Raw genomic sequence first — 20,729 nt, forward strand, 5'->3', positions numbered from 1 at the left:
TAAAGAGCCGTCTGGAAACATGACGCAGGGAGCCTATGAGAGCTTGCGAGCCGACCTGCTCGCCTGTCGGATTCTCCCTGGCAATCGGCTCAAAATCCAGGATCTCTGCACCCGGTTCTCGGTCAGTTTAGGCGCTGTTCGCGAGGCATTGTCCCGCTTGACGTCCGAAGGACTTGTGATAGCCGAACCGCAGCGTGGCTTTCGCGCAGCTCCTATTTCGGCAGCTGATCTGACGGACCTGACGATGGTGCGTGTCGAAATTGAAACCCTCTGCCTTAGGCGGGCGATTGCCTTTGGCGATGTGGATTGGGAAGCTCGCTTAGTCGCAGCAGCACACAGGCTGTCGCGCACCCCCGAGCGCGATACAAACGATCCAGCGCGCTCCAATGAAGACTGGGCTGAAGCGCACTCTGCCTTTCATCTCGCGCTCGTAGATGGCTGCGAAAGTCCCTGGCTGCTGCACCTGCATGCTCTTCTATATGCCCAGAGCGAACGCTATCGGCGGCTTTCGGTGCCCTTCGCTGCGAAGGGGCGCAATGTAGACGAGGAACACCAGGCGATCGTGACTGCGACCCTCGCACGAGATGCGGAAAACGCGACGCGGCTGTTGGCGGCACATCTGGAAGCTACGACGCACATCCTGCTGAATGCGACTGTAGATGGCAGGAAGCTTTTGGATGATACGCAAGATAGCGACTCGCTAAACGCAGTTCACGGTAGAAACCTGCGCCCTTCCATTCAAGCTTCACACCATCGCGCGCGACTGCACGTTTCCACCGAAGCGTGTTAGGACTTCGCCGTTGTAGTCATCTATGCCAACCAGCAGATGGGCAACTCTCTCTCTGATACCCGAGGCATGTTGACTGCCTTAACCGGTTTGAGCAAGTCGGCTGGCTTGATTAGTGCAGCCGGGTTGTTTTCTGTCAAAGCGTTTGCAATCCCGTACCGAAAAATTTGGGAGCAGTTCTGAAATGCTCGCCGCGCCAAGTCGAGTGCTCCCCGACTTTCCACATTCTTTACGATTTGGACAATGTGCATGGGCTTGACCGCATCAACGTGAAGATGTCCGATGACGGGCAAAATGTCGACATCCAGCCGGGTGCGTACATGACCGGCGTGAATCGGATCTTTTCCCACCTTCCAGTGCTCGTACCACTGACTAGCTACATCAGCGGTGCTAAGGGTTGTGCGCCGCTCTTGCTGTTCCTTACCCATCGGGTCAACGCCTTGAGCTACTTTCTTCTTCGCATCGAGATGAAGAACCCTGGCCTCAGCAAGCGTGATAACCGGGAATGCGCCAAAGGCCATCATCCTTTGAATCCCATTGATCCTGTACTTGAACCGCCAGAGCTTCGAACCGGATGGTGAGATGACAAGCATCAGCCCGTTGCCATCGGTCAGGGAGTAGCTCTTCTCTCCTGGCTTAGCCTTGTTTATCTCTACTTGTGTGAGTGCCATCTGTGTCCCGTTTGCCGTGGTATACGGCTAGGGGGATATATACCATTCACACACCAATTTCTATTGGATTTGGCAGGACACGCCAGGATGCCTCAGGACGGATTTCCACCTAAGTGATTGAATTTATAGAGCTGCTTTCTTTGGTACTGGATGCCCTTGGACGGGCCTGGAAGAGTTCTGGTAGCGCTAACGGGAATCGAACCCGTGTTTTAAGATTGAGAATCTCACGTCCTAACCCCTAGACGATAGCGCCACTTGTATGGGGACAGCCCGAGCGCATCTGCGCATCACGGCTACCTATCTAATCTACCAAAGAATCAGCACCCTGCCAAAATCCGGTTGGGCTAATCATCTCTGCGTCAACCCGCCACGATACGTTCAAGCACCGCTACTGCATCTGCAACACCGCTCTCCGCACGCATCGTCTCACCCAGCACCCGTGCACGGTTCCGAACCTCCTCACTAGCGACGAAGTCCAGCGCTCCTGCAAATGCCTTAACGCTGGGCCGTCGGCCATCCACAGCAACAGGTGCTATGCCCGCCAGCCGCAGGTGCTCCGCCCAGAAGAACTGGTCCCCTGCAAACGGAACCACGATGCTGGGAACCCCCGCACGAGCAGCAGAATGTGAAGTTCCAGAGCCGCCATGATGGATAACAGCAGTCATGCGCGGAAACAGCCAATCATGAGGCGTGTCGCCAATAACAAAGAAATTGGCCGGAAGCGCCTTCGCATCCACACCGCTCCAGCCGGGATAAAATAGCGCGCGCCTCCCAGCCATTGCTTCCACCAGTACATCCAGTAGCCGCGCATTGTCGAAACCGCTCATGCTGCCAAAACCGATGTAGATAGGAGCCTCACCCGCAGCAAGAAAGTCCGCTAAGGCACGCGGCGGCATCCATGTAGAGTCCCGCATCAGCCACTGCCCACTCAGGTGAACATTGGCAGGCCAGTCCGCAGGCTCCCTCAATAAATTGGGCGAGACGCCATACACCATCGGATGCCCCGTCCACACCGCCTTGCGTGGCGGCAGTTGAAACATGGCGCGCGCCGCATTCGTCTTGTCGCGAAACGCCTTCCACAGCATCGCATTCACAAAACGATGACTCGCGCGATTGAGCGAACGAGGTACCCACCGAGGTGGCAAAAATGGCGAAGGAAACAAAGCCGTCGGCGTAATCGGAATCATGCCGGAGCCAATGCACCGAACGTCCAGGTACTCGGCTGCGGAAAAGGCAACAAACGCCGCCAATCCAGCTGCAATGACCGCGTCACAACCCTCTCCCGCCTCGATGATTGTGCGCAACCAGAATGCGGCATTGTCGTTTGCCATCTTCGCCAGCGCTCGCGTGGTGTCTTTGAAACCACCACCCTTAGCGACCACGCCGGTGATGGCCTGATCGGAGCCGAACGCACCGCGAATATCACCTGCCAGCACCTCCGTCGGCACCCCAAGCGCCCGCGCACTGCCTAGCGTGGAGCCATCGGCAAGCAGCCGCGCTTCGTGCCCAGCATCCATCAGGCCTCGGCACAGCGCCGCAAAGGGACGCGCATCACCCTCCGTGCCATAGGTTGCAACGACAAACTTCATGAGCCCTTCTTCCTGCTGTTGGAGGATGTTTTGGCAGTTGCCGCACCACGCAGAAACAATTCAACGATCGCCGCAAACTCTTTGCGCAACCTCAAACGCGGATTGACAAGCCAACGCAGCATCGCGCCAAGATAAAGATGGTGAAACGAGATAGCTAGCCGCGCCAGATCGAGGTCATCGCGAATCTCTCCCGACCGCTGCCCGCGCCGTATCAGCCATGCAAATGTATCGGCAATATCGCTCAACTGCTCGCTGTCATGCGACGGCGAGGGGTTTGCGCCGATGCCCAGAAAGCGGAAGCGCAGGTACGGCGCAAGATAATGCGGGTGTTGTTCGCACCACTTGGCCGAATGATTGAGCACATGCATTGCCCCTTCGGCAAAGCCTGGCCTCGTCTGCAACTGATCGTGCAGCATCTCCAGATTCGCGGCCAATTCTAGGTGTATCCAATGCGCCAGCACCGCTTCCTTTACCGGAAAATGGTTATACAGCGTACCCTTGGCCACGTCTGCCTCGGCAGCGATCTGCTCCATCGTGACCGCCTCGTAACCGTGCTTCTCAAACAAAGCAGCCGCGGTGCGGGCCAGACGCTCCAGTGTTTGCAATCGCTTGCGATCGCGTCGGCTTGGTGTCTTCGGTGCAGGCATGAAAAATCAAATATTGAACAACGTTCAATATTATCCATCGTACAACCTTATCTTTCAAGCCTCCAACCCTCAGGAAAGATGGCTGCGAGTTAACTATTGCGTCAGCTATCGAAATGAAATGAAAAATTTAGTTGATATGGAAACTGTTTCTATGTAAATTAAGTTCTATGAGAGACGCAAAAGCATCTTCCCTCCCCGTAAGCGACCTGAAAAAACACGTCGGATTCTGGCTGCGCTTTGTCTCCAATCACGTCTCCCATGCGTTCGCTCGCAAGCTCCAGGCAAGCGGCGTAACCGTGGCGGAGTGGCTGGTGATGCGAGAGATGCTCGACGAAGAAGAAACCTCGCCTGGGATGCTTGCAGAACGCATCAGCATGACGCGCGGCGGAGTCTCAAAGCTCGTCGACAGGCTGGTCGGCAAAGGGCTCATCACGCGCACCGGGCGCACTGACGACCGCCGATTTCAATCCATAGCACTTACGCCAAAAGGGCGGCGGCTGGTACCGCAACTCGCAGCACTCGCAGACCAGAACGACGAAGAGTTTTTCAGTCCGCTCTCCGCCAGAGAACGCGACGCACTGCTGGCCTCAATGAAAAAACTCGTGCAAGCCCATGGTCTGCAGACCATGCCAACCGAATAAGGAGAAGAAATGAACAAGCAGGTTATTCATGAACTGGCAATCGCAACGCAGCAAGGCGAAATGACCTTCCCGCAGGTCGTCAAAGGACTGCTCGAAGTAGGCGTGGAATCTTATCTCGTTGACTTCGCAACAAAACAGAAAACCCACTACATGTCAGACGGAACCACCCACGCAGTGCCGATGATTCTCGACCTCGACCCCATATCGGAGGAATTCAACAGTGCCGATCTCGTAGCCGCCATCCGCGGTGCGCAGGCAGACACAGTGCGGTATCCCGAATTCGTTAAGTTATCCACCGCAGCGGGCGTCGTCGGCTACTGGGCATTTCTGACGGGCAAGCGGGTGGTCTATTTCGGTCGGAAAGGCGAGCAGTATATCGAGGAATTTCCAAAGCCCAGAGCATAAGCAGTCTGCGGAGCGATGGATTCGGTCTATATGATCACGCTGGTCAAACCCGCACAGATGCAGGAGAATGTCTTTCGCCAGGGCTTGCCGTTTGTCGAAGAGGAACTATAAACGATGAAGCGCATTCTGGAGCGGCAATGAGGCGCAACACAAATCCGCGTCATCGCCTCTGACCTAAGATGCTTTAAATCCCCAGCCGTCGCACTTCGTCGTTGTAGTATTTGCGGTACAGGATGTCCCATTCCTGCGTGCCTTCCTGGATGATCTTCCGCTGTGAGCTGATCTTCAGGCGAGCCGCCTGGTCGATCTTCGTCTCCTCATTCAGCAGCATTTCCAGCGCCTTGCGGGCCTCCTGGCGAATCGTGTTGCGATCCTCCATAAAGTCCACCTGGTCAATCTCCGCCAGTGCATCCGCTACCGTATGGGCCAGCTTGTTCAGCTTGTCGCGTGAGATTCTCATAGCACCGCCTTGTACTTGCGCGCCAGTTCGCCCTTTACCTTCTTGAACATCTCGGCATACTGCGCGCCCGACTTCAGCATCTCCTGCTGATACGCCTCAAGAATCACGCGTACCTCTTCGTTGATGCGGTCCTCAAGCGACATCTCTTCGATCATCGCTTGGGTGACACGTTCCTCAACCAGTGCCTGATGTTCAGTCTGGATCATCTTCGCCTGGACCAGGTGTTTCACCGTCCGTTGCGCCAGATATCCGATATATTCGCGGGAAAAGATCATGGATTAAATCCAAAGATAACATACGCAGCAGAGCCTGCAGCCCCGCTCTTTGCTGCTGCAAATACCTGCTATCAGCTGGCCGGCTGTCGGTGCGGACACTCCTTAGTGTTGACGCACGTCTCCGCCAGCCGCAGCCGCTCTACTGGCCGTCCGCCCACCAGATGCTCCGACACAATCTCTTCCGCATCTTCCGGCTTCACAGCCCCATACCAGACAGCCTCTGGATACACCACTACCGTTGGTCCATGCTCGCACTGGTCCAGGCATCCGGCCTTGTTGATCCGCACCTTACCGCCCAGGTTTGCTGCCTTCGCAAACTGCTGCAGCTGGGTAAACAACTCACTCTTGCCATCCGCCGTGCACGAAGGCCGCGGTGCGCCCTCCGGACGTGTGTTATGACACACAAAGACGTGCCGTTCAAGAAGAGCCAAAATCGAAAGTCCTCCGAAACTCAATCCTATCGGCAACAACATAAGCGGTTTCCACAGACTGGTATCACCGCTTTTTCCGTGGTATGACCTTTGCAACCCGCCCGCATCTGCGACAATAATCAGCGAACTATGAGAACCGATGATCTGGTAGCAGTAAAAGACGACATGGTGGCATTCATCGAGGGACACGGCATGCGCCGTCTCCCCGGTTTCGTCACCGAAGACATCCCGGCAATCCTCTGGGAAGCCGATGACCACGACGAAGAAAATCCTGATTCTTGGAAAGACTTCGTCGAGATGGCCAAGCACGCAGGCGCTCCGTTCATCACCATCAGCGATGTCAAACTTGAGCGCGAAGAGATCGAAGAACTCATCGACGAAGCGGGCGATCTTAATTTCCCTGACGAAGAAACCTCTGAACTAGCCGAAGCAGAATGGCTGCGTAAATACGCAGGCAAGGTCGGTTACATCCAACTTGGCTTCTTGCATCAAGGCGTCGCCATCCTGCACGAAACCACCACCGATTGGTACGAGCACTATCAGGAGTTGCTCGAAGGCATCGAGAGCCTTGGCGACATTGTCATCGACGACACAGAAAGCGACAACGAAGACCAGTGAACGCTCCCGCAGGTCTTGCATCCGATGCTGTCGACGGTTCCCCATCCGCGCCGGCATCTTCTCCTGAACCGCTCTTCACGCCCCCTCCACAGCGCTGGGTTTTGGCTCCAGCCGATCTGCGAGCCGCGGATCTCGCATCCACGCTGCGCATACCACAAGTCATCGCGCAGCTTCTTCTTGCTCGTGGCATTGACTCCCTCGATGCCGCAGAAGCCTACCTCAATCCGAACATCCATCAGCTTCACGATCCCTTTCTCATGCGCGGCATGGCAGAAGCAGTAGCCCGCATCGAGAGCGCAATCGCTAACCGCGAAACCATCCTCCTCTACGGCGACTACGATGTCGACGGCACCACCGCCGTCGTCCTGCTCAAGACCGCCATAGAAATGGCCGGCGGCCCATCGGGAGCAACCTCCGGCTCGTCCGGAGCAGCCGTGCGCTTCCATGTCCCACACCGCCTCCGCGAAGGCTACGGCATGCAATCCGCCGTCCTCGAAGAAGCCGCGCAAAACGGCGTTCATCTCGTCATCACCGTAGACACCGGCATGCGCGCTTTCGCCGAAGCTGCAACCGCACGCCGCCTCGGCCTCGACCTCATAATCACCGACCATCATCTTCCCGAAGCCGGTGAATCCATCCCCGATTGCCTCGCCATCCTTAACCCGAATCAGTCCGGCTGCACCTATCCCGAAAAATCCCTCTGCGGCGCCGCCATCGCCTTCAAAGTCGCCCAGGCCGTCCTTGAACGCAAAGGTGCTCGCGACAGCGCCAGCACCGGCTCCACGCGCATACACGACAAGATCATTCCCTCATTTCTCAAGATGGTCGCCATCGCCACCGTCGCCGACGCCGTCCCGCTCAAAGGCGAAAACCGCGTCCTAGCATTTATCGGAATTCAGGAGCTTCACCGCCCTAGCAGCACCGGCCTACGCGCACTCTTCGCCGCCGCTGGCCTCGATCCGGCAACCAAGCCGCTCACCAGCTTCGATCTCGGTTTCCGTCTCGGCCCGCGCATCAACGCCGCAGGCCGCATGGACATCGCAGCGGAAGTCGTCGAGCTCTTCACCACCCGCGATCACACACGAGCCCACGAACTAGCCCTGAAGCTCGAGCGCCTCAATACTGAGCGCCGCGAAGAAGAAGCCCGCATCCTCCGCGACATCGAGCATCGCCTCGCCACCGACGAAGACTGCGCCACCCGTCGCATGCTCGTCCTCGCCGGCCAAGGCTGGCATCGCGGCATCATCGGCATCCTGGCCTCACGTGTCGTCGAGCGCACCGCCAAGCCAGCCATCGTCGTCAGTATCGAAGACGGCGTCGCCTACGGCTCAGGCCGCTCCATCGATGGCTTCCCTCTTCTCGACTCCCTCGAAAGCTGCGCCGAGCTCTTCACCCGTTTCGGTGGCCACGCCTTCGCTGTCGGCTTCGCCCTCCCTGCCGAACGCATTCCCGAATTGCAGCAGCGCTTGTATCAATTCGCCGCGCATAAACTCGCAGGCCAGCCCGTGCAACATATCCTCAAGCTACACGCCGAGCTGCCCATCGAACGCGTCACACCGGCGCTCGGCGCATGGCTGCGCAAACTTGAGCCACTCGGTCACGGCAATCCCGAGCCAGTCTTCCTCGCACGCAATCTGCAACTACACGCCCCTCTGCGTTTTCTCAAGGAAAAACACATCCGCCTCGAACTCCTGCCCACGCAAGACAAGACCCAATCCTCAGCGCTGACAACTTCTCCCATCTCCGTCATCGGCTGGAATCTCGCCCAGCGCGGCCGCGACCTCGCCCTCGACACCGGCACTCGCATCAACCTCGCCTATCGCATCCGCGAAAATCAACATCCGCAATACGGTGGTCTGCAAATTGAAATCGCGGACCTACAGCCAGCGGATACATTGCCTTACTGAAGTCATCCCAGCTCAAAACAAAACCCCAACACCTCGTCGAGGCATCGGGGTTTATGTTCGCTGCTGCCAGCTATGCTAGCGGCCGTTGTAGAAGTGCTGTACGCCTACACGATATCCGCGCTCAAAACCATGCCGATAAGCCTCGCGATCGCGCTCACGAACAGGCGGATGACGGAACTCATCGCGGTTATTCACATCAGGCCGCCGATGATTCTCATAATCCTTCCGCGCGCCCTCTATGCCATCGTGAAAGCCTCGCCGTGTCACCTCATCCAACTCCGGCGGAGGAGCATCCCATCCAGGCCCCTGCATCGCATAGCCGTAAGCCGGAGCTCCAGCGGCACCCATCGCATGCGCAGGCATCGCAAAAGCACCCGTCAACATACTGGCCGTCGCCAGCGTCGAACCGGCAGCAAAAACACGCATCCAACTAGCATTACACATCTTCATTTATTCCTCCTTGCTCATTGAAAAGCACGTTTATCTCCTGGCAGATCGTTTTCAATCTGAAGCAAATTCTGTATTCAACCTGCAACCAGAAGATGAAAAAATCAGCCCGCAGGGTTGGCTGCGGGCCGATTGAAGACGATCAGGACAATTGAGCCACGTCTAGCGTCCGCGCGGATGCTCCTCGGACCTTGGCGCTGGATGCGACTGAGGCCGTGGCTGCGACTGCGGGCGCGCTTCAGGTCGAGCCTCGGTCTGAGGCCGTGCCTGTGTCTGTGGACGATACTGTTGTTCCGGCCGAGCCTGGGTTTGCGGACGATTCTGTGGCTGAGCCTGAGGGTGGTATTGCGATTGCGCCTGGGGACGATTCTGCGGCTGATTTGCAGGCCTGTTCATCGTCTCCGGACGTGCCCCGCCGTTCAGCGGCCGCGCTGCCGCTACTGTTTGCGGGTGTCCCTGGTTAGCAGAGAAGCGCTGCTGCGGATTGTGCGCTGCTGCGTTGAAGTGCTGCTGCTGCATTGCGGTTGGAGCAAGGTGATGCTCGCTCATCGCCGCGCGCTCTTCGGGCCTGGGCTGATAACGAACGCCGTTCGGGCCGCCGTTGTACGAAACGTGATTGTTGTTGATGATCGTCGTGTTGTGCACGATCGTCTCATTCACATAGGTATTGTGGAAGCCGCCGCCCACATGCACAATCGCGGTGTTATAGAAGAAGTGCCCGCCGCGCCATTCGCCGCCGGCAAAGCCCCATCCCATGTATCCGAAGCCGTAATTCACGCCGCCGTAGTAGCCAACGTGGGCTCCCCAATAGCCGGCATGGAAGAGATACACGCCATTCTCCCAGCCCCAGTAAGGCGGGGTCCAGAGATAGCCAGGCTGCGGAGCAGCCACCCAGGCGCCAGGCACCCAGTAATAACCATCCGGCCCATACGCCCAGTAACCCGGCGTCCACATATAGCCCTCTTCCGGGCACGGTGGCTGCACATATACCGGCATCACCGGCGGCGCAATATTTACGCTGATAAATACGCCAGCAAACGAAGAAGCCGGGATAGCGCAAAGTGCGAGGGCCAGCAAAGCAAGCCGCAAAGAGCGAAATACTTTCATCGAGAACCTCCTGTTTCTAACGGCTGTCTTGCTCCTGGGACGTACCCATCGCTGACGCCGGTTTGAATATCATTTTGAGCGAAGCCGCAACCGAATCAGCTCCGTTTGGCTTCTAAAACCCTTACCGTAAAAGGAAGTTGCCTTCCAATCACCAGAAATCCAAAACGCCACGGCCTTTATAGCCCAAACGTCTCCAACTGTAAAAACATTTTCGGTTATTGCCGCCATAAGGCAAAGATTCCGCGAAGTTTCCATCCGCAAAACGTGCCATTTGGCCAACGTTAAGCTCCGAAAATTTATGCTTCCCTTATGCCCTATTGCGTAAGTTAGTGGCCAGTTTGCTCAACAAATCCGACCCATCTGAGTAATCAGCAAACGATTCGCAGGCACAATAAAACCCGCTTCTGCCGCCGCAGGCCCACACAAATAACTGACCTCTGACCCCTGATCTCTGCAGGCTGTTCCCTGGTCCCTAAGAGTGTGCTCCCTGCTCTTAAGCCTTAAACCGGAAATGGAAAATATCCCCATCCCGTACCACGTAGTCGCTTCCCTCAAGACGCATCTTCCCTGCTTCCTTCACCGCCGTCTCTGAGCCAGCAGCCACATAGTCCTCGTATGAGATCGTCTCCGCGCGAATAAATCCCTTCTCAAAATCCGAATGGATCACACCAGCAGCTTCAGGAGCCTTCGCGCCCTTCTCCACCGTCCACGCATGCGCTTCCTTGGGACCAACCGTAAAGAATGTCAGCAACCCCAACAGCTCATACCCCGCGCGAATCACCCGCGCCAGTCCCGTCTCCTCAAGCCCCAGCGAAGCCAGAAATTCTTTCTTCTCCTCAGCCTCGCCAAGCTGCGAAACCTCTGCCTCAATCGCCGCCGAAATCACGACCGACTTCGCACCCTGCGCCGCAGCAAACTCCGCCACCTTTGCCGAATACGCATTGCCCGTACCCGCCGAGCCCTCTTCGACATTGCACACATACAGCACCGGCTTCGAAGTAATCAGCCCCAACCCCTTCAGCGTCTTCTGCTGGTCATGCGAAAGATCATGCACGATCACACGCGCCGGCTTGCCCTCGCGCAGCGCTTCGAGTGCCGGCTCCATCACTGCAAGCTGCGCCTTCGACTCCGCATCGTTGCCCTTAGCCTTCTTCTGCGCCGCCAGCACCCGCCGCTCCAGGCTGTCGAGATCGGCCAGCATCAGCTCCGTCTCCACAGTCTCCGCATCGCGCACCGGATCCACAGATCCCTCCACATGCGTCACATTCCCGTCTTCAAAGCACCGCAGCACATGGGCAATCGCATCCACCTCGCGAATATGCGCCAGAAATTTGTTCCCAAGACCCTCACCGCGCGACGCCCCACGCACAAGCCCGGCGATATCCACAAACTCAAGCTGCGTCGGAATAATCTTCGCCGAGTTCTCCAGCTTCGCCAGCACATCCAGCCGCGGATCAGGCACAGCCACCCGCCCCACATTCGGCTCAATCGTGCAAAAAGGATAGTTCGCCGCCTCAGCCGCAGCCGTCTCCGTCAACGCATTAAACAAAGTAGACTTGCCCACATTCGGCAGCCCAACAATTCCACAGTTAAAACCCATTCCAATTCCTTACCTTCACAAATTAAGCATCGAGTACGGATACCACAGATGTGGGCACCACATACGAGGGTGCCCCATATCTATCCGCGTACTTCGCGGAGATGTGGGAACCACAAATGCCCGTGGCGCCGGCCGTGTTTCCGCAGCCACTTAGCCCCAGGAATCTATTCCTCTCACCCAGTCCATCATACGTTGCGAAGTAGCATGAGCTTCAGCCTCGGGTCTGGCTCTTAGCCGGCAGAATGGCTGAATTAATGCTTTCCGAGTGCATCAGACCGGGCAGTCGCCGTGAGCCTGCCTCCTGTACGATGAGCCGTGGCCAACGCCAAAACAGCACCTGCCCGACCTAAACCCTTGATTCGTTCTCCGCGTGGAATTCAGGGCTTCCTGGATGAGCTCGGTCCCGGCCTCGTAACCGGAGCGGCCGATGACGATCCCTCCGGAATATCGACCTACTCCGTTGCCGGCGCGTCATTTGGCTACGCCACCCTCTGGACTGCGCTTCTGACGTTCCCGCTCATGGCCGCTGTACAGCTCATGTGCGCGCGGCTAGGCATGGTGACCGGCTGCGGGCTCGCCAGTGTAATACGTACTCGTTATTCCCGCTGGTGCCTCTGGCTTGCGTGCGCGCTTGTTATTCCCGCCAATATCTTCAACGTGGGTGCCGATCTTGCAGGCATGGCCGACGCCATGGAGATGATGACTCACATCCCTGCGTACATCTGGACCCCGTTCTTCGCCGCTGTTATTGTGGCTCTTCTACTTTGGACCTCCTATCGCACCATGGCGCTCATCTTCAAGTGGTTGACACTCGTGCTGTTTGCCTATGTCATCACCGCTTTTTTGAGCCATCCGGATTGGAAGGCAATCCTGCACTTCACTCTTCTTCCTCATTTTGAATGGACAAAAGAATATATTTCAGTCCTTGTCGCAATCATGGGAACGACCATCTCGCCTTATCTTTTTTTCTGGCAGGCGGCCCAGGAGGTAGAAGAGGACAGGGATCACGGCAAGGTAACCGTCGCGCAGCGGAAAGGCTCAACGAACTCCGAACTTCGCGCCGCTAAAAGAGACGTCATCACCGGCATGCTCCTTTCCAACCTCGTGATGTACTTCCTCATCCTCACCACGGCAGCGACTCTCCATGCTCACGGAGAAAAGAACATTGAAACCGCAAAGCAGGCCGCTGAGGCCTTGCGTCCCCTGGCCGGCCGTGGAGCCTACTGGCTTTTCACACTTGGCATGATTGGCACAGGCATGCTGGCTGTCCCCGTCTTAGCGGGATCGTGTGCCTATGTTGTAGCGGAAGGAGCAAAGTGGAGATCGGCATCGCTCAATCTCAAGCCCAGACTTGCTCAGAAATTTTACGCAGTCATCGCAGCGTCAATCTGCATCGGCCTTGTCTTTGATTTTGTCGGCATGAACGCTGTCAAAATGCTTTTCTGGTCGGCGATTCTCAACGGAATTCTAGCCCCGCCCTTAGTGGTCATCGTCGTTTTGTTGACCAGCGATAAGAAGGTGATGGGCACTCGCACAAATTCACCCCTGATGAAATGGCTGGGCTGGGCTTGCGCTGTCCTTATGACCGCCGCCGCAGTTGCACTTCTCGTCGTGTGAGCCGCCTGATCGATGAAACACAAACATCTCATCTCCATATCAGCAAAACCCACACTCCCTCATTTCACCGGCGTAAACATTCCCAGCGAGCATTGCGCATTTTGCGGCGTATAAGCAACGTGGCCATTAGCATCTTCATAAACCTTCCGCCCGGCAATCCCCACTGATCCAGATCCCAAAAGACTCCCGTCCGCCTGCAACACAAGCGCGAGAGGCCCAGTGCTGTTTTGAAATCTGACCATCATTTGCCCCTGCTCTGCGGTAACCGAGTATGCTTCGGAGTTAGCAACCTTGCCGCATCCAACCGTCGCCGAATCATCGCGAAACTCAATCTTCATCCCGGTCGCGGAAGCATATGTTCCATTCAGCCGCAACCCAGGCTCCAAACTCGAAGATTTGCTCGCATTGGTCCCCAGCGCCTGCGTCAACACAGCCGAAATCGCCACATTTTTCCCTGTAGCTGCCAGAGAGCCCACATTGCAACGCTCCGTCTTCGGAACAGTGGGCACACTGTAGTGAGTTGTGTGTGTCGGCTTCATCGTCGTGGTGCTCGTCTGCTCATCGACCGTAGTCTCCATTCCGTTCTGGTGAACCTGATCGGGGTTGTAGTTCCCAGCCTCGGCCGAATCGATAGTTCTCTGCGTCGTTGCCGTCTGTGTCTGCATTTCGTAGCCCGTGGACGTACTCGCAACAGTTCCGCCAGCAACAACACGCCCGCTGATATCCACCGCTCCGGGCCCAACAAGCCGCCCGTCGGCTTGCCATGCAAGTGTGATCGGCCTCGGCGAAACCGGAACATGCACCACCACGCGTGAATCGCTCCGCTCCACAGTGTAAGGCAGCGACTGTGCTACTAAATCACCGCACGCAACCATTACGCTATCCTGCGCAAACTGCAATCCAAAGTTTCCCTCTGAGTAGAGCCCTGTCAGCCGCAGCCCAACAGGCACGAGATTCGGCATCGTAACGCCCGATAGATCGGATAATCCAACCCCCATTGCTTCCTTCATGCACTCCACATCGCTGCGGCCCGACTCCATGCAGCGCCGCATCGCTACCGAGCCGGGGTCCTGCGGCATCGAGTTCTGCTGCGCCTCAGCTTCGGCCGCGGCCATATCCGCCTGTACCTGCTTCATCGCGGCCTGTCGCTCCTGCTCTATCGCCGCCATGTACCGTGCATCGTTGCCGCCCACACTTTTCGCATACGCCGACTGGATTTCCGGCGAAAGAAAGACCGTCCAGACATGAATCCCTTCAAACCCAAATTTCGGATCCGTCCGTGCATAGTGATAGGGATTCGCACCTATCTCAAAGTGTTCCCCCGGAAACTTCTGTTGAGCCACTTGGGTCAGTTCACCCGCAAGCCTGTTGTAGTCGTCGATCAATCTCTTCTCGTCCAGCAGCAGCCCGCCATTCGCTCGTTCGCCAGCCAACACAACAAGAATCTCGCTGAGTTGGTAATAGGCCCCCAGCGCGCGAGTGATATTCTTGCGCGGATCGCCCGCAAGCATCGCTTCAATCACGTGATGCGCGCTCGGAAACTCAGCCGTATATGGCGGGCTGAACGGCGTGCCCGCCGTGCACGCGCTCAGGTGCGGAGCAATCTCGGCGCGCGGTTTCGGCAATTGCGAAACAAACTTGCCATTCATCTCCGCGCGCACATGACAGTACGCCTGACTTCCCTGCCCCCCGCACTCGAAGACAGTCACCGTCAGCCCACCGTCACACTTGTATGGCGTATTCAACTTCAGATCAGACGTTTGCTGCTCGCCCGCTGTCGATTTGGGCTCCGGTGGGCCAATCACACACCCCTGCATCCTGCCCGTCATCGAACTCCACGTGCTGTTGACCGTCGTTACCAGCCTGCCGTTCTGTTCCTCTTTCCACTGGCACCACTGGTCAGCTCGGTACGGCTTACACGCAAGAATCGTGTAAGTAATTCCATTCGCGCAACGGTATGGAACATTCAGCTGCGGCGGAGCCTGACCAAACGACGGAACCACCATTCCCGCGCCAAACAACAACGCCAGCGCAATAACAAGACGTTCAATTCGCTGCATTAGGGCCCTCACAAGCAGTCCGCTGTGCTTCGTCTCACGCAGCGTTCATGCACTTCGCATTGCGCAAAGTCCGAAGAATACCGGTCACAATCGATAAATTTTCATCCGCAGGCCGGACAGCAATCGCCAGCTATAGCGAAACCGTCCTTCTGCTCTAGACAAATCTGACGAAACACCGAAGGTTAAAAGAAGATCATTTTGCCCGACCGTTCGACCCAAAAGGGAGGGGACGGGATGAACATGAAATGATCAGGAAAGTTTTTAATATCAGCAATGCTCATTGAGGCAGTCGTCTGTATGGTGGCATTCGCAGTTGGGACAGGGATCGCATGAAGCGAAGGGATTTTGTACGGCTGGGATGGGCCACCATGATCGCGACAGGTGCAGGCAAACTGCGGACCGCGCTCGGCGAACCGCCAGGCCTCCAGCCGGTTTCGACACCGCCACAGCATGCAATGGTTGCCCCATCAGAACCAAACGCTGCCGGGCCCGCGGCGGATTTCAGCCTGCAAATAGCACCGATGCTGGTCGAGCTGGCCCCCCGTGTCGTGCTCAGCACCATCGGCTACAACAATCAAGTTCCCGGTCCGCTCATGCGAATGCGCGAGGGTCAATCCGTCACCGTTGATGTTACGAACGATACGGACACTCCGGAATACGTGCATTGGCATGGCTTGTGCATTCCCTCGGAAGTGGACGGTGCGGAAGAAGAAGGCACGCCTCCTGTCCCTCCGCATGGCCGGCGCCGCTATCAATTCGTAGCCAACCCGGCGGGTTCGCGATGGTACCACTCGCACGCTATGGCTATGCTCGATCTGCATCGCGGCGCGTACACCGGCCAGTTCGGGTTTCTCCTGATCGATTCCGCCAATGACCCCGGACACTACGATCAGGAAGTCTTTCTGGCCCTGCGAGAGTGGGAGCCTTTTCTAACCACGATGGACCCGGATGAGGGTCCACCCGATCCGAACGACCCGATGCCTGAAAAACCCGCCACGCGAGACCGGCGTACCAACGGGCTCGAAGTCAACTCCGCCCTTTACTCGATCAACGATAAGATGCTCGGCGCGGGAGAACCCATCCGTGTGCGGCAGGGCGACCGTGTCCTGATACATCTGCTCAACGCCAGCGCCTCGCAAATTCATAGTGTGGCTTGTTCCGGCCACCGTTTTCAGGTAATTGCCTTGGACGGCAATCCCGTACCCACGCCTCAGACAGTCGATGTAATTGAAATCGCCCCAGGCGAGCGCGTGGACGCAATTGTCGAGATGAATAACCCAGGCGTCTGGATTTTAGGGGCCATGCGCAATGTGGCGCGGCAATCCGGCATGGGCATCGTCGTGGAGTACGCCAATCAGCAGCAGCATCCGCAATGGCTTCCGCCGCAGAATGCGCGCTGGGATTACACAATCTTCGGCAAGACCGCGCCCCATCCAGCCTCGCTTCCTGTTCCCGACCAGACAATCGATATGATCTTTGAAAAAGTGCCGGGCGGCCTGCATGGAATCAATCACTGGCTCGTCAACGGTAAGGAATATCCGCATGACGGCGAATTCGTGTTCCGGCAGGGACACCGCCACCGGATCGTGTTTCACAATCGCAGCGACGATTCCCACCCCGTGCACTTCCACCGGCACCTATTCGAACTGGTCGAGCTCAATGGAAAACCAACTGCCGGCATCCTGAAGGACACGGTGATAGTTCCCATGTATGGACGGGCAACCGTGGACCTGGTGGCAGACCAGCCGGGCCTCACGCTGTTTCACTGCCATATCCAACAGCACATGGACTTTGGTTTCAAGGCGCTGTTTCGCTACGCCTGAGTACTACAACGCATGCAAACCTGGCAGAATACCGATTCTGCGAAGCTATCGGCTGTGCATTCGTCTGCTGCACAGCCTGAACCATAGCATCACGGCTTCCAAATCATCTCTGTTACAGCTTTTTAACACGCCAGATACACACGCGAAATATTAACGGGATAGAAAAAGATGTTTTGGCAACTCCCCCCAATCACAAATCTCAACGGGAGGTCTGCATGAAGATGACACAAGACAGGTTCCGAGTGGCGCTGCTCATGGGAGCAGCCGCCTCGGTACTGGCATTTGCAGCTGGAGCAAGTGCACAAAATCAAAACTCCAATGGCAATCCGTGGCCATACAACAAGGTGCAGCGCTCGCCTGTGCTGGCGGCGGTTGGCGATGTCGCGTGCCAGCCCGGCACCGAGCCGAGTGGTGAGAAGGCGGGTGAAAACTGCAGCGGAGACACTGCTCAGAACCTCAACCAGTCTCAGGCGGCCACCGCGCAGCAGATTGAGAATATGCAACCTGACCTCGTCGCGATCCTCGGCGATGAGCAGTACCAGGTAGGAAACTATTCGGACTTTGAAAACTCGTTCGACCTGACCTACGGCGCTTTCAAATTTATCCAGCGGCCTGCGCCAGGCAACCACGAGTTCTACAACGAGCATGGCGCAATCGGCGTTGCTGGTTACGGCTACTTCTCCTACTACAACGGCTTCCAGCACAACGCCGACGGGAGCATGATGACCACTACGGTCTCCAACTCTCTCAACGGCACCTCACCCACTCCTCAACCCGTCCCACGCGCGGATGGACAAGCCGGGCACTTCGAAGAGGTAAACAACGGCCTCAACGGAGACGGCGTGGGAGATGGATGGTACTCCTATAACCTCGGCTCGTGGCATCTTATCTCGCTCAATATCGAGTGCGAGACACAGCCTGGCGGTTGTTCGACCACGGGTTCCTGGTTTGCCTCAGAACTCGCATGGCTGAAAAAAGATCTCGAGGCCAATCACTCCCAGTGCACACTCGCCTATTGGCACCAGCCCACATTTAGCGCTGCCAACAGCATCGCCGTGCCCGAGGGCCCGACCGCTGTAGCCTTCTGGGACCTGCTCTATCAGTACGGAGCCGACCTGGTGCTCAACGGACACGACCACCTCTATGCCCGCTATCGGCCGCTTGACCCCAATGGGAACTCCGATCCCAGGAAGGGCATCCGCGAATTCATCATTGGCACGGGCGGCGAAACACTCGATACAGTCGTCACAACCGGCACATCCTCCGATCCGGGTGGCCACGCGAACTTCAATGCAGAGAATCTCGAGGCGTCAACCGGAGAATTCTGGGGCGTGATGAAACTGACGCTCAATCCGAATGGCTACGCGTGGGATTACGAATCGGCATTAAAGGATCCTGCACAAACAACCGGTCCGTCTAAGTACAGCGACAAGGGCGTCGCCGCCTGCCACGGTCCATCCAACAGGTGGTAACTGGATCGTCCTCGCTACCTTCAGCATGACCTTGCTCCAGCACCCGTTCCCCCTTCGCGATTTCTCGCGAAGGGGGAATTTCTTTTGCCTGTCTCTCGGTTCCCGTCCGCAGCCGTTCCTCAGCCGCACATCAGCGGATGCCTTCCCGCTCACCGATCAATTGCTGGAAATCCCCATTGCGTTCACGCTAAAAGAAGAACTTTTCCAACGCCGCCCTTCTCCGCTAAAGCATGTGCTTTCGCCGCATCGGCAAGTGGCATTTTGCGGTCAACACGAATCTTGAACTTTCCCTTCACGATATCTTCCGCAAGCGCTCGCATCCCCGCTCCGTCGGGATGTGAGCCGAAAACCTCTACTTTCACGTTGGGGTAAAGTTCGGCATTTGGCGGAGGCCCAACAACCGAGGCGTATGTTCCTCCCGGTTTGACCTTGGCCATGAGCGAACCGCCTATGTTGCCGCCAATCGTATCCGCGACAACATCGACGAAGCCAAGCGAGTCCATCTCTTGCGGATCATCAAGCGCAAGAATGGCATCGGCCTCGAGCTCCTCCGCAGCCTCTCTTTGTGAACTGCGCACGCCCACTATGACATGCGCACCAAGCTTCTTGGCCACCCAGACGGCAGTGCGGCCAACGCTGCCCAGTGCTCCAGTGATAATGACGGCCTGTCCATGCTGCACTTTGCCAAACTGAGCGATGAGTTGTTCGCCAGTGTTTAGCACCACCGGAAGTGCGGCAGCTTCCACATGATCAAGGCCGTCGGGAATCTTCGACATGCCTGCGGGATCACCCAGAAGAAACTCGGCGTAAGTCCTGCCGGCACGGCCGAATACCTTATCGCCTTCGGCATAGCCCTCAACGCCCTTGCCGACCGAGCTAACGACGCCAGAGTAGTCGTAACCAAGAATGGTGGGCAGTTCCAGCGGCATGAAATCCTTCATGGCGCCACTACGAAGCTTCCAGTCGATGGGATTGATTCCCGCTGCAGTGACGCGAATTAGAATCTGACCTTCGCCCGCCCGTGGATCATCCCACTCCTCATACTTCAGTTTGTCCGGTCCACCGTATTCATGTAGCACAACTGCTTTCATAACCACACCTCATATGCTTTTGCTAACTGTCAGATGCGGATCGACAGCAGAGAGGATGCGCAAAGATGGATCGGTTTAACATCCATCCAACCAGGTCAGCGACCGGCTTTAACCTCTGCGGCGAGCTTCTTCATCCACTCGCATGGCAGACACCGCATCATACGCTGTCACCGCTGCCGCACGCCGGTCCGCAACTACAAACGGCTCTCCAAACCGCATCACCGCCGTGAATCCCTTCACATTCAGCACCCGCATCAAATGCGGCACAAACGTCTCATCCCCAAACCAGCAAAGACCGCGCTCCATCACCCCGGGCGCCTTCGGCTCATAAGCAATCGCCGCTGGAGTAATCGGCAGCCCCGCTGCAACCGCAGGCTCAAACAGCGGCGAGTGAAACCGCAACACCGTGCTCCCATCCGTGCTCGTCCCCTCCGGAAACAGCAGCAGCGGCACACCCTCGCTCAGCCGCTCCGCCATCTCCTTCGCAGCCTTGCGCACACTCGCCCTGCTCTGCCGGTCCAGAAAGATCGTCTTTCCGCGCGTCGCTATCGCCCCAAACACCGGCCACCGCGCAATCTCATCCTTCGACACGAACACAATCGGCATCACCGCCGCCGCAATCACAATATCCAGATAGCTCAGATGGTTCGCCGCAATCAACGTAGTCCCGCACGGCCGCGCACCCTCCACGCGAGACTTCACGCCCATCCCGCGCAGTACAACCTGCCCGCAAAAGTGCATCCACTCCGCGCGCACCGTCAGCGGCACATCCCGTCCGCGCATCTTCCACCAAAACCACAACACTCCAAACCACGCGAAACAAACCCCCAGCGCCGCCATCAGCACTACCACTCGCTTCACCAGCCGAAACGTCACCCGCCCAGCAAGTCCCGACGCAGCCCCACGTGCAGAAGCAGACGCAGCCTCCTGCACCCATGCAGCTTCCTGCGCGCACGCCGCATCGTCCACCGGCAAAGCCGCGCTCTCTCGCTCGTCAGTATTGATTTGTTCCGCCTCGATCAACTCTTCTCGGGGGCTCCACCCTTTTCACCAGCTAGTCCCATGAATTTACGACGATCCA

General features: G+C 57.2%; 20 protein-coding genes and 1 tRNA gene. 8 read left to right on the top strand and 13 right to left on the bottom strand.

What is annotated here, in order from left to right; genetic code table 11:
* The first annotated feature begins 19 nt into the window (after nt 1-19).
* Complete coding sequence (locus OHL22_RS16675) at nt 20-790, top strand: GntR family transcriptional regulator (RefSeq protein WP_263340525.1); 771 nt, start codon at nt 20-22, stop codon at nt 788-790.
* 20 nt (nt 791-810) lie between these two features.
* Here the strand turns inward: OHL22_RS16675 and OHL22_RS16680 are convergent, their stop codons facing one another.
* The 4 genes from OHL22_RS16680 to OHL22_RS16695 form a co-directional block, all read right to left on the bottom strand.
* Complete coding sequence (locus tag OHL22_RS16680; RefSeq protein ID WP_263339801.1) at nt 811-1,458, bottom strand: tyrosine-type recombinase/integrase; 648 nt, start codon at nt 1,456-1,458, stop codon at nt 811-813.
* Between the two features lie 178 nt (nt 1,459-1,636).
* Nucleotides 1,637-1,711: transfer RNA gene (locus OHL22_RS16685), tRNA-Glu, on the bottom strand.
* A gap of 106 nt (nt 1,712-1,817) precedes the next feature.
* Nucleotides 1,818-3,047 carry a glycosyltransferase gene (locus OHL22_RS16690; RefSeq protein WP_263339805.1) on the bottom strand — a complete coding sequence of 410 codons (1,230 nt, stop codon included), beginning with the start codon at nt 3,045-3,047 and terminating at the stop codon, nt 1,818-1,820.
* Nucleotides 3,044-3,694: a TetR/AcrR family transcriptional regulator gene (locus tag OHL22_RS16695; RefSeq protein WP_263339807.1), complete on the bottom strand. Its 651-nt coding sequence runs from the start codon at nt 3,692-3,694 to the stop codon at nt 3,044-3,046. Before OHL22_RS16695 ends, OHL22_RS16690 begins: the two co-directional genes overlap by 4 nt.
* A gap of 167 nt (nt 3,695-3,861) precedes the next feature.
* On the opposite strand from OHL22_RS16695, the gene OHL22_RS16700 reads away from it, so the two are divergent.
* Nucleotides 3,862-4,335: a MarR family winged helix-turn-helix transcriptional regulator gene (locus OHL22_RS16700; protein WP_263339810.1), complete on the top strand. Its 474-nt coding sequence runs from the start codon at nt 3,862-3,864 to the stop codon at nt 4,333-4,335.
* A 9-nt stretch (nt 4,336-4,344) separates the two neighbouring features.
* On the top strand, nt 4,345-4,740 hold the full coding sequence (locus OHL22_RS16705; RefSeq protein ID WP_263339812.1) for a DUF1398 family protein: 396 nt from the start codon (nt 4,345-4,347) through the stop codon (nt 4,738-4,740).
* Nucleotides 4,741-4,924: 184 nt separating this feature from the next.
* On the opposite strand, the gene OHL22_RS16710 is transcribed toward OHL22_RS16705, so the two are convergent.
* From OHL22_RS16710 to OHL22_RS16720, 3 genes are all read right to left on the bottom strand, one after another.
* Nucleotides 4,925-5,200, bottom strand: a complete 276-nt coding sequence (locus OHL22_RS16710) for a DUF507 family protein (RefSeq protein ID WP_263339815.1) — start codon at nt 5,198-5,200, stop codon at nt 4,925-4,927.
* The gene (locus tag OHL22_RS16715; RefSeq protein WP_263339818.1) at nt 5,197-5,475 is read right to left on the bottom strand and encodes a DUF507 family protein; all 279 of its coding nucleotides are present in this window, start codon (nt 5,473-5,475) and stop codon (nt 5,197-5,199) included. The genes OHL22_RS16710 and OHL22_RS16715 overlap by 4 nt, the downstream gene beginning before the upstream one ends.
* Before the next feature lie 71 nt (nt 5,476-5,546).
* Nucleotides 5,547-5,906, bottom strand: a complete 360-nt coding sequence (locus OHL22_RS16720; RefSeq protein WP_263339821.1) for a (2Fe-2S) ferredoxin domain-containing protein — start codon at nt 5,904-5,906, stop codon at nt 5,547-5,549.
* 129 nt (nt 5,907-6,035) lie between these two features.
* On the opposite strand from OHL22_RS16720, the gene OHL22_RS16725 reads away from it, so the two are divergent.
* Entirely contained in the window at nt 6,036-6,524 is a 489-nt protein-coding gene (locus OHL22_RS16725; RefSeq protein WP_263339823.1) for a hypothetical protein, read from the top strand.
* Complete coding sequence (recJ, locus tag OHL22_RS16730) at nt 6,521-8,431, top strand: single-stranded-DNA-specific exonuclease RecJ (protein ID WP_263339826.1); 1,911 nt, start codon at nt 6,521-6,523, stop codon at nt 8,429-8,431. Before OHL22_RS16725 ends, recJ begins: the two co-directional genes overlap by 4 nt.
* Before the next feature lie 75 nt (nt 8,432-8,506).
* Here recJ and OHL22_RS16735 read toward each other — a convergent pair whose 3' ends face one another.
* The 3 genes from OHL22_RS16735 to ychF form a co-directional block, all read right to left on the bottom strand.
* Entirely contained in the window at nt 8,507-8,881 is a 375-nt protein-coding gene (locus tag OHL22_RS16735; RefSeq protein ID WP_263339829.1) for a hypothetical protein, read from the bottom strand.
* A 159-nt stretch (nt 8,882-9,040) separates the two neighbouring features.
* Nucleotides 9,041-9,985, bottom strand: a complete 945-nt coding sequence (locus OHL22_RS16740) for a YXWGXW repeat-containing protein (protein WP_263339832.1) — start codon at nt 9,983-9,985, stop codon at nt 9,041-9,043.
* Between the two features lie 493 nt (nt 9,986-10,478).
* On the bottom strand, nt 10,479-11,585 hold the full coding sequence (ychF, locus tag OHL22_RS16745; RefSeq protein WP_263339835.1) for a redox-regulated ATPase YchF: 1,107 nt from the start codon (nt 11,583-11,585) through the stop codon (nt 10,479-10,481).
* A 315-nt stretch (nt 11,586-11,900) separates the two neighbouring features.
* Here ychF and OHL22_RS16750 point away from each other — a divergent pair, with 315 nt between their 5' ends.
* Nucleotides 11,901-13,202 carry an NRAMP family divalent metal transporter gene (locus OHL22_RS16750; protein WP_263339838.1) on the top strand — a complete coding sequence of 434 codons (1,302 nt, stop codon included), beginning with the start codon at nt 11,901-11,903 and terminating at the stop codon, nt 13,200-13,202.
* Between the two features lie 59 nt (nt 13,203-13,261).
* Here OHL22_RS16750 and OHL22_RS16755 read toward each other — a convergent pair whose 3' ends face one another.
* A complete protein-coding gene (locus OHL22_RS16755; RefSeq protein ID WP_263339841.1) occupies nt 13,262-15,262 on the bottom strand; it encodes a hypothetical protein in 2,001 nt (666 codons plus the stop codon).
* Between the two features lie 329 nt (nt 15,263-15,591).
* Here OHL22_RS16755 and OHL22_RS16760 point away from each other — a divergent pair, with 329 nt between their 5' ends.
* The gene (locus OHL22_RS16760) at nt 15,592-17,085 is read left to right on the top strand and encodes a multicopper oxidase family protein (RefSeq protein WP_263339843.1); all 1,494 of its coding nucleotides are present in this window, start codon (nt 15,592-15,594) and stop codon (nt 17,083-17,085) included.
* 215 nt (nt 17,086-17,300) lie between these two features.
* Nucleotides 17,301-18,557: a metallophosphoesterase family protein gene (locus OHL22_RS16765; RefSeq protein WP_263339845.1), complete on the top strand. Its 1,257-nt coding sequence runs from the start codon at nt 17,301-17,303 to the stop codon at nt 18,555-18,557.
* A gap of 182 nt (nt 18,558-18,739) precedes the next feature.
* Here the strand turns inward: OHL22_RS16765 and OHL22_RS16770 are convergent, their stop codons facing one another.
* Both OHL22_RS16770 and OHL22_RS16775 read right to left on the bottom strand, forming a co-directional pair.
* Nucleotides 18,740-19,648, bottom strand: a complete 909-nt coding sequence (locus OHL22_RS16770) for an NADP-dependent oxidoreductase (protein WP_263339848.1) — start codon at nt 19,646-19,648, stop codon at nt 18,740-18,742.
* Between the two features lie 108 nt (nt 19,649-19,756).
* The gene (locus OHL22_RS16775; protein ID WP_263339851.1) at nt 19,757-20,671 is read right to left on the bottom strand and encodes a lysophospholipid acyltransferase family protein; all 915 of its coding nucleotides are present in this window, start codon (nt 20,669-20,671) and stop codon (nt 19,757-19,759) included.
* Nucleotides 20,672-20,729: the final 58 nt, after the last annotated feature.

This window comes from Acidicapsa dinghuensis (assembly GCF_025685685.1).
Classification (GTDB): domain Bacteria; phylum Acidobacteriota; class Terriglobia; order Terriglobales; family Acidobacteriaceae; genus Acidicapsa; species Acidicapsa dinghuensis.

Excerpts from the sequence above, each read along its gene's own strand:
- OHL22_RS16675 (WP_263340525.1), top strand. The coding sequence starts at position 20 with ATGACGCAGGGAGCCTATGAGAGCTTGCGAGCCGACCTGCTCGCCTGT.
- OHL22_RS16680 (WP_263339801.1), bottom strand. The coding sequence starts at position 1,458 with ATGGCACTCACACAAGTAGAGATAAACAAGGCTAAGCCAGGAGAGAAG.
- OHL22_RS16690 (WP_263339805.1), bottom strand. The coding sequence starts at position 3,047 with ATGAAGTTTGTCGTTGCAACCTATGGCACGGAGGGTGATGCGCGTCCC.
- OHL22_RS16695 (WP_263339807.1), bottom strand. The coding sequence starts at position 3,694 with ATGCCTGCACCGAAGACACCAAGCCGACGCGATCGCAAGCGATTGCAA.
- OHL22_RS16700 (WP_263339810.1), top strand. The coding sequence starts at position 3,862 with ATGAGAGACGCAAAAGCATCTTCCCTCCCCGTAAGCGACCTGAAAAAA.
- OHL22_RS16705 (WP_263339812.1), top strand. The coding sequence starts at position 4,345 with ATGAACAAGCAGGTTATTCATGAACTGGCAATCGCAACGCAGCAAGGC.
- OHL22_RS16710 (WP_263339815.1), bottom strand. The coding sequence starts at position 5,200 with ATGAGAATCTCACGCGACAAGCTGAACAAGCTGGCCCATACGGTAGCG.
- OHL22_RS16715 (WP_263339818.1), bottom strand. The coding sequence starts at position 5,475 with ATGATCTTTTCCCGCGAATATATCGGATATCTGGCGCAACGGACGGTG.
- OHL22_RS16725 (WP_263339823.1), top strand. The coding sequence starts at position 6,036 with ATGAGAACCGATGATCTGGTAGCAGTAAAAGACGACATGGTGGCATTC.
- OHL22_RS16735 (WP_263339829.1), bottom strand. The coding sequence starts at position 8,881 with ATGAAGATGTGTAATGCTAGTTGGATGCGTGTTTTTGCTGCCGGTTCG.
- OHL22_RS16740 (WP_263339832.1), bottom strand. The coding sequence starts at position 9,985 with ATGAAAGTATTTCGCTCTTTGCGGCTTGCTTTGCTGGCCCTCGCACTT.
- ychF (WP_263339835.1), bottom strand. The coding sequence starts at position 11,585 with ATGGGTTTTAACTGTGGAATTGTTGGGCTGCCGAATGTGGGCAAGTCT.
- OHL22_RS16755 (WP_263339841.1), bottom strand. The coding sequence starts at position 15,262 with ATGCAGCGAATTGAACGTCTTGTTATTGCGCTGGCGTTGTTGTTTGGC.
- OHL22_RS16760 (WP_263339843.1), top strand. The coding sequence starts at position 15,592 with ATGAAGCGAAGGGATTTTGTACGGCTGGGATGGGCCACCATGATCGCG.
- OHL22_RS16765 (WP_263339845.1), top strand. The coding sequence starts at position 17,301 with ATGAAGATGACACAAGACAGGTTCCGAGTGGCGCTGCTCATGGGAGCA.
- OHL22_RS16770 (WP_263339848.1), bottom strand. The coding sequence starts at position 19,648 with ATGAAAGCAGTTGTGCTACATGAATACGGTGGACCGGACAAACTGAAG.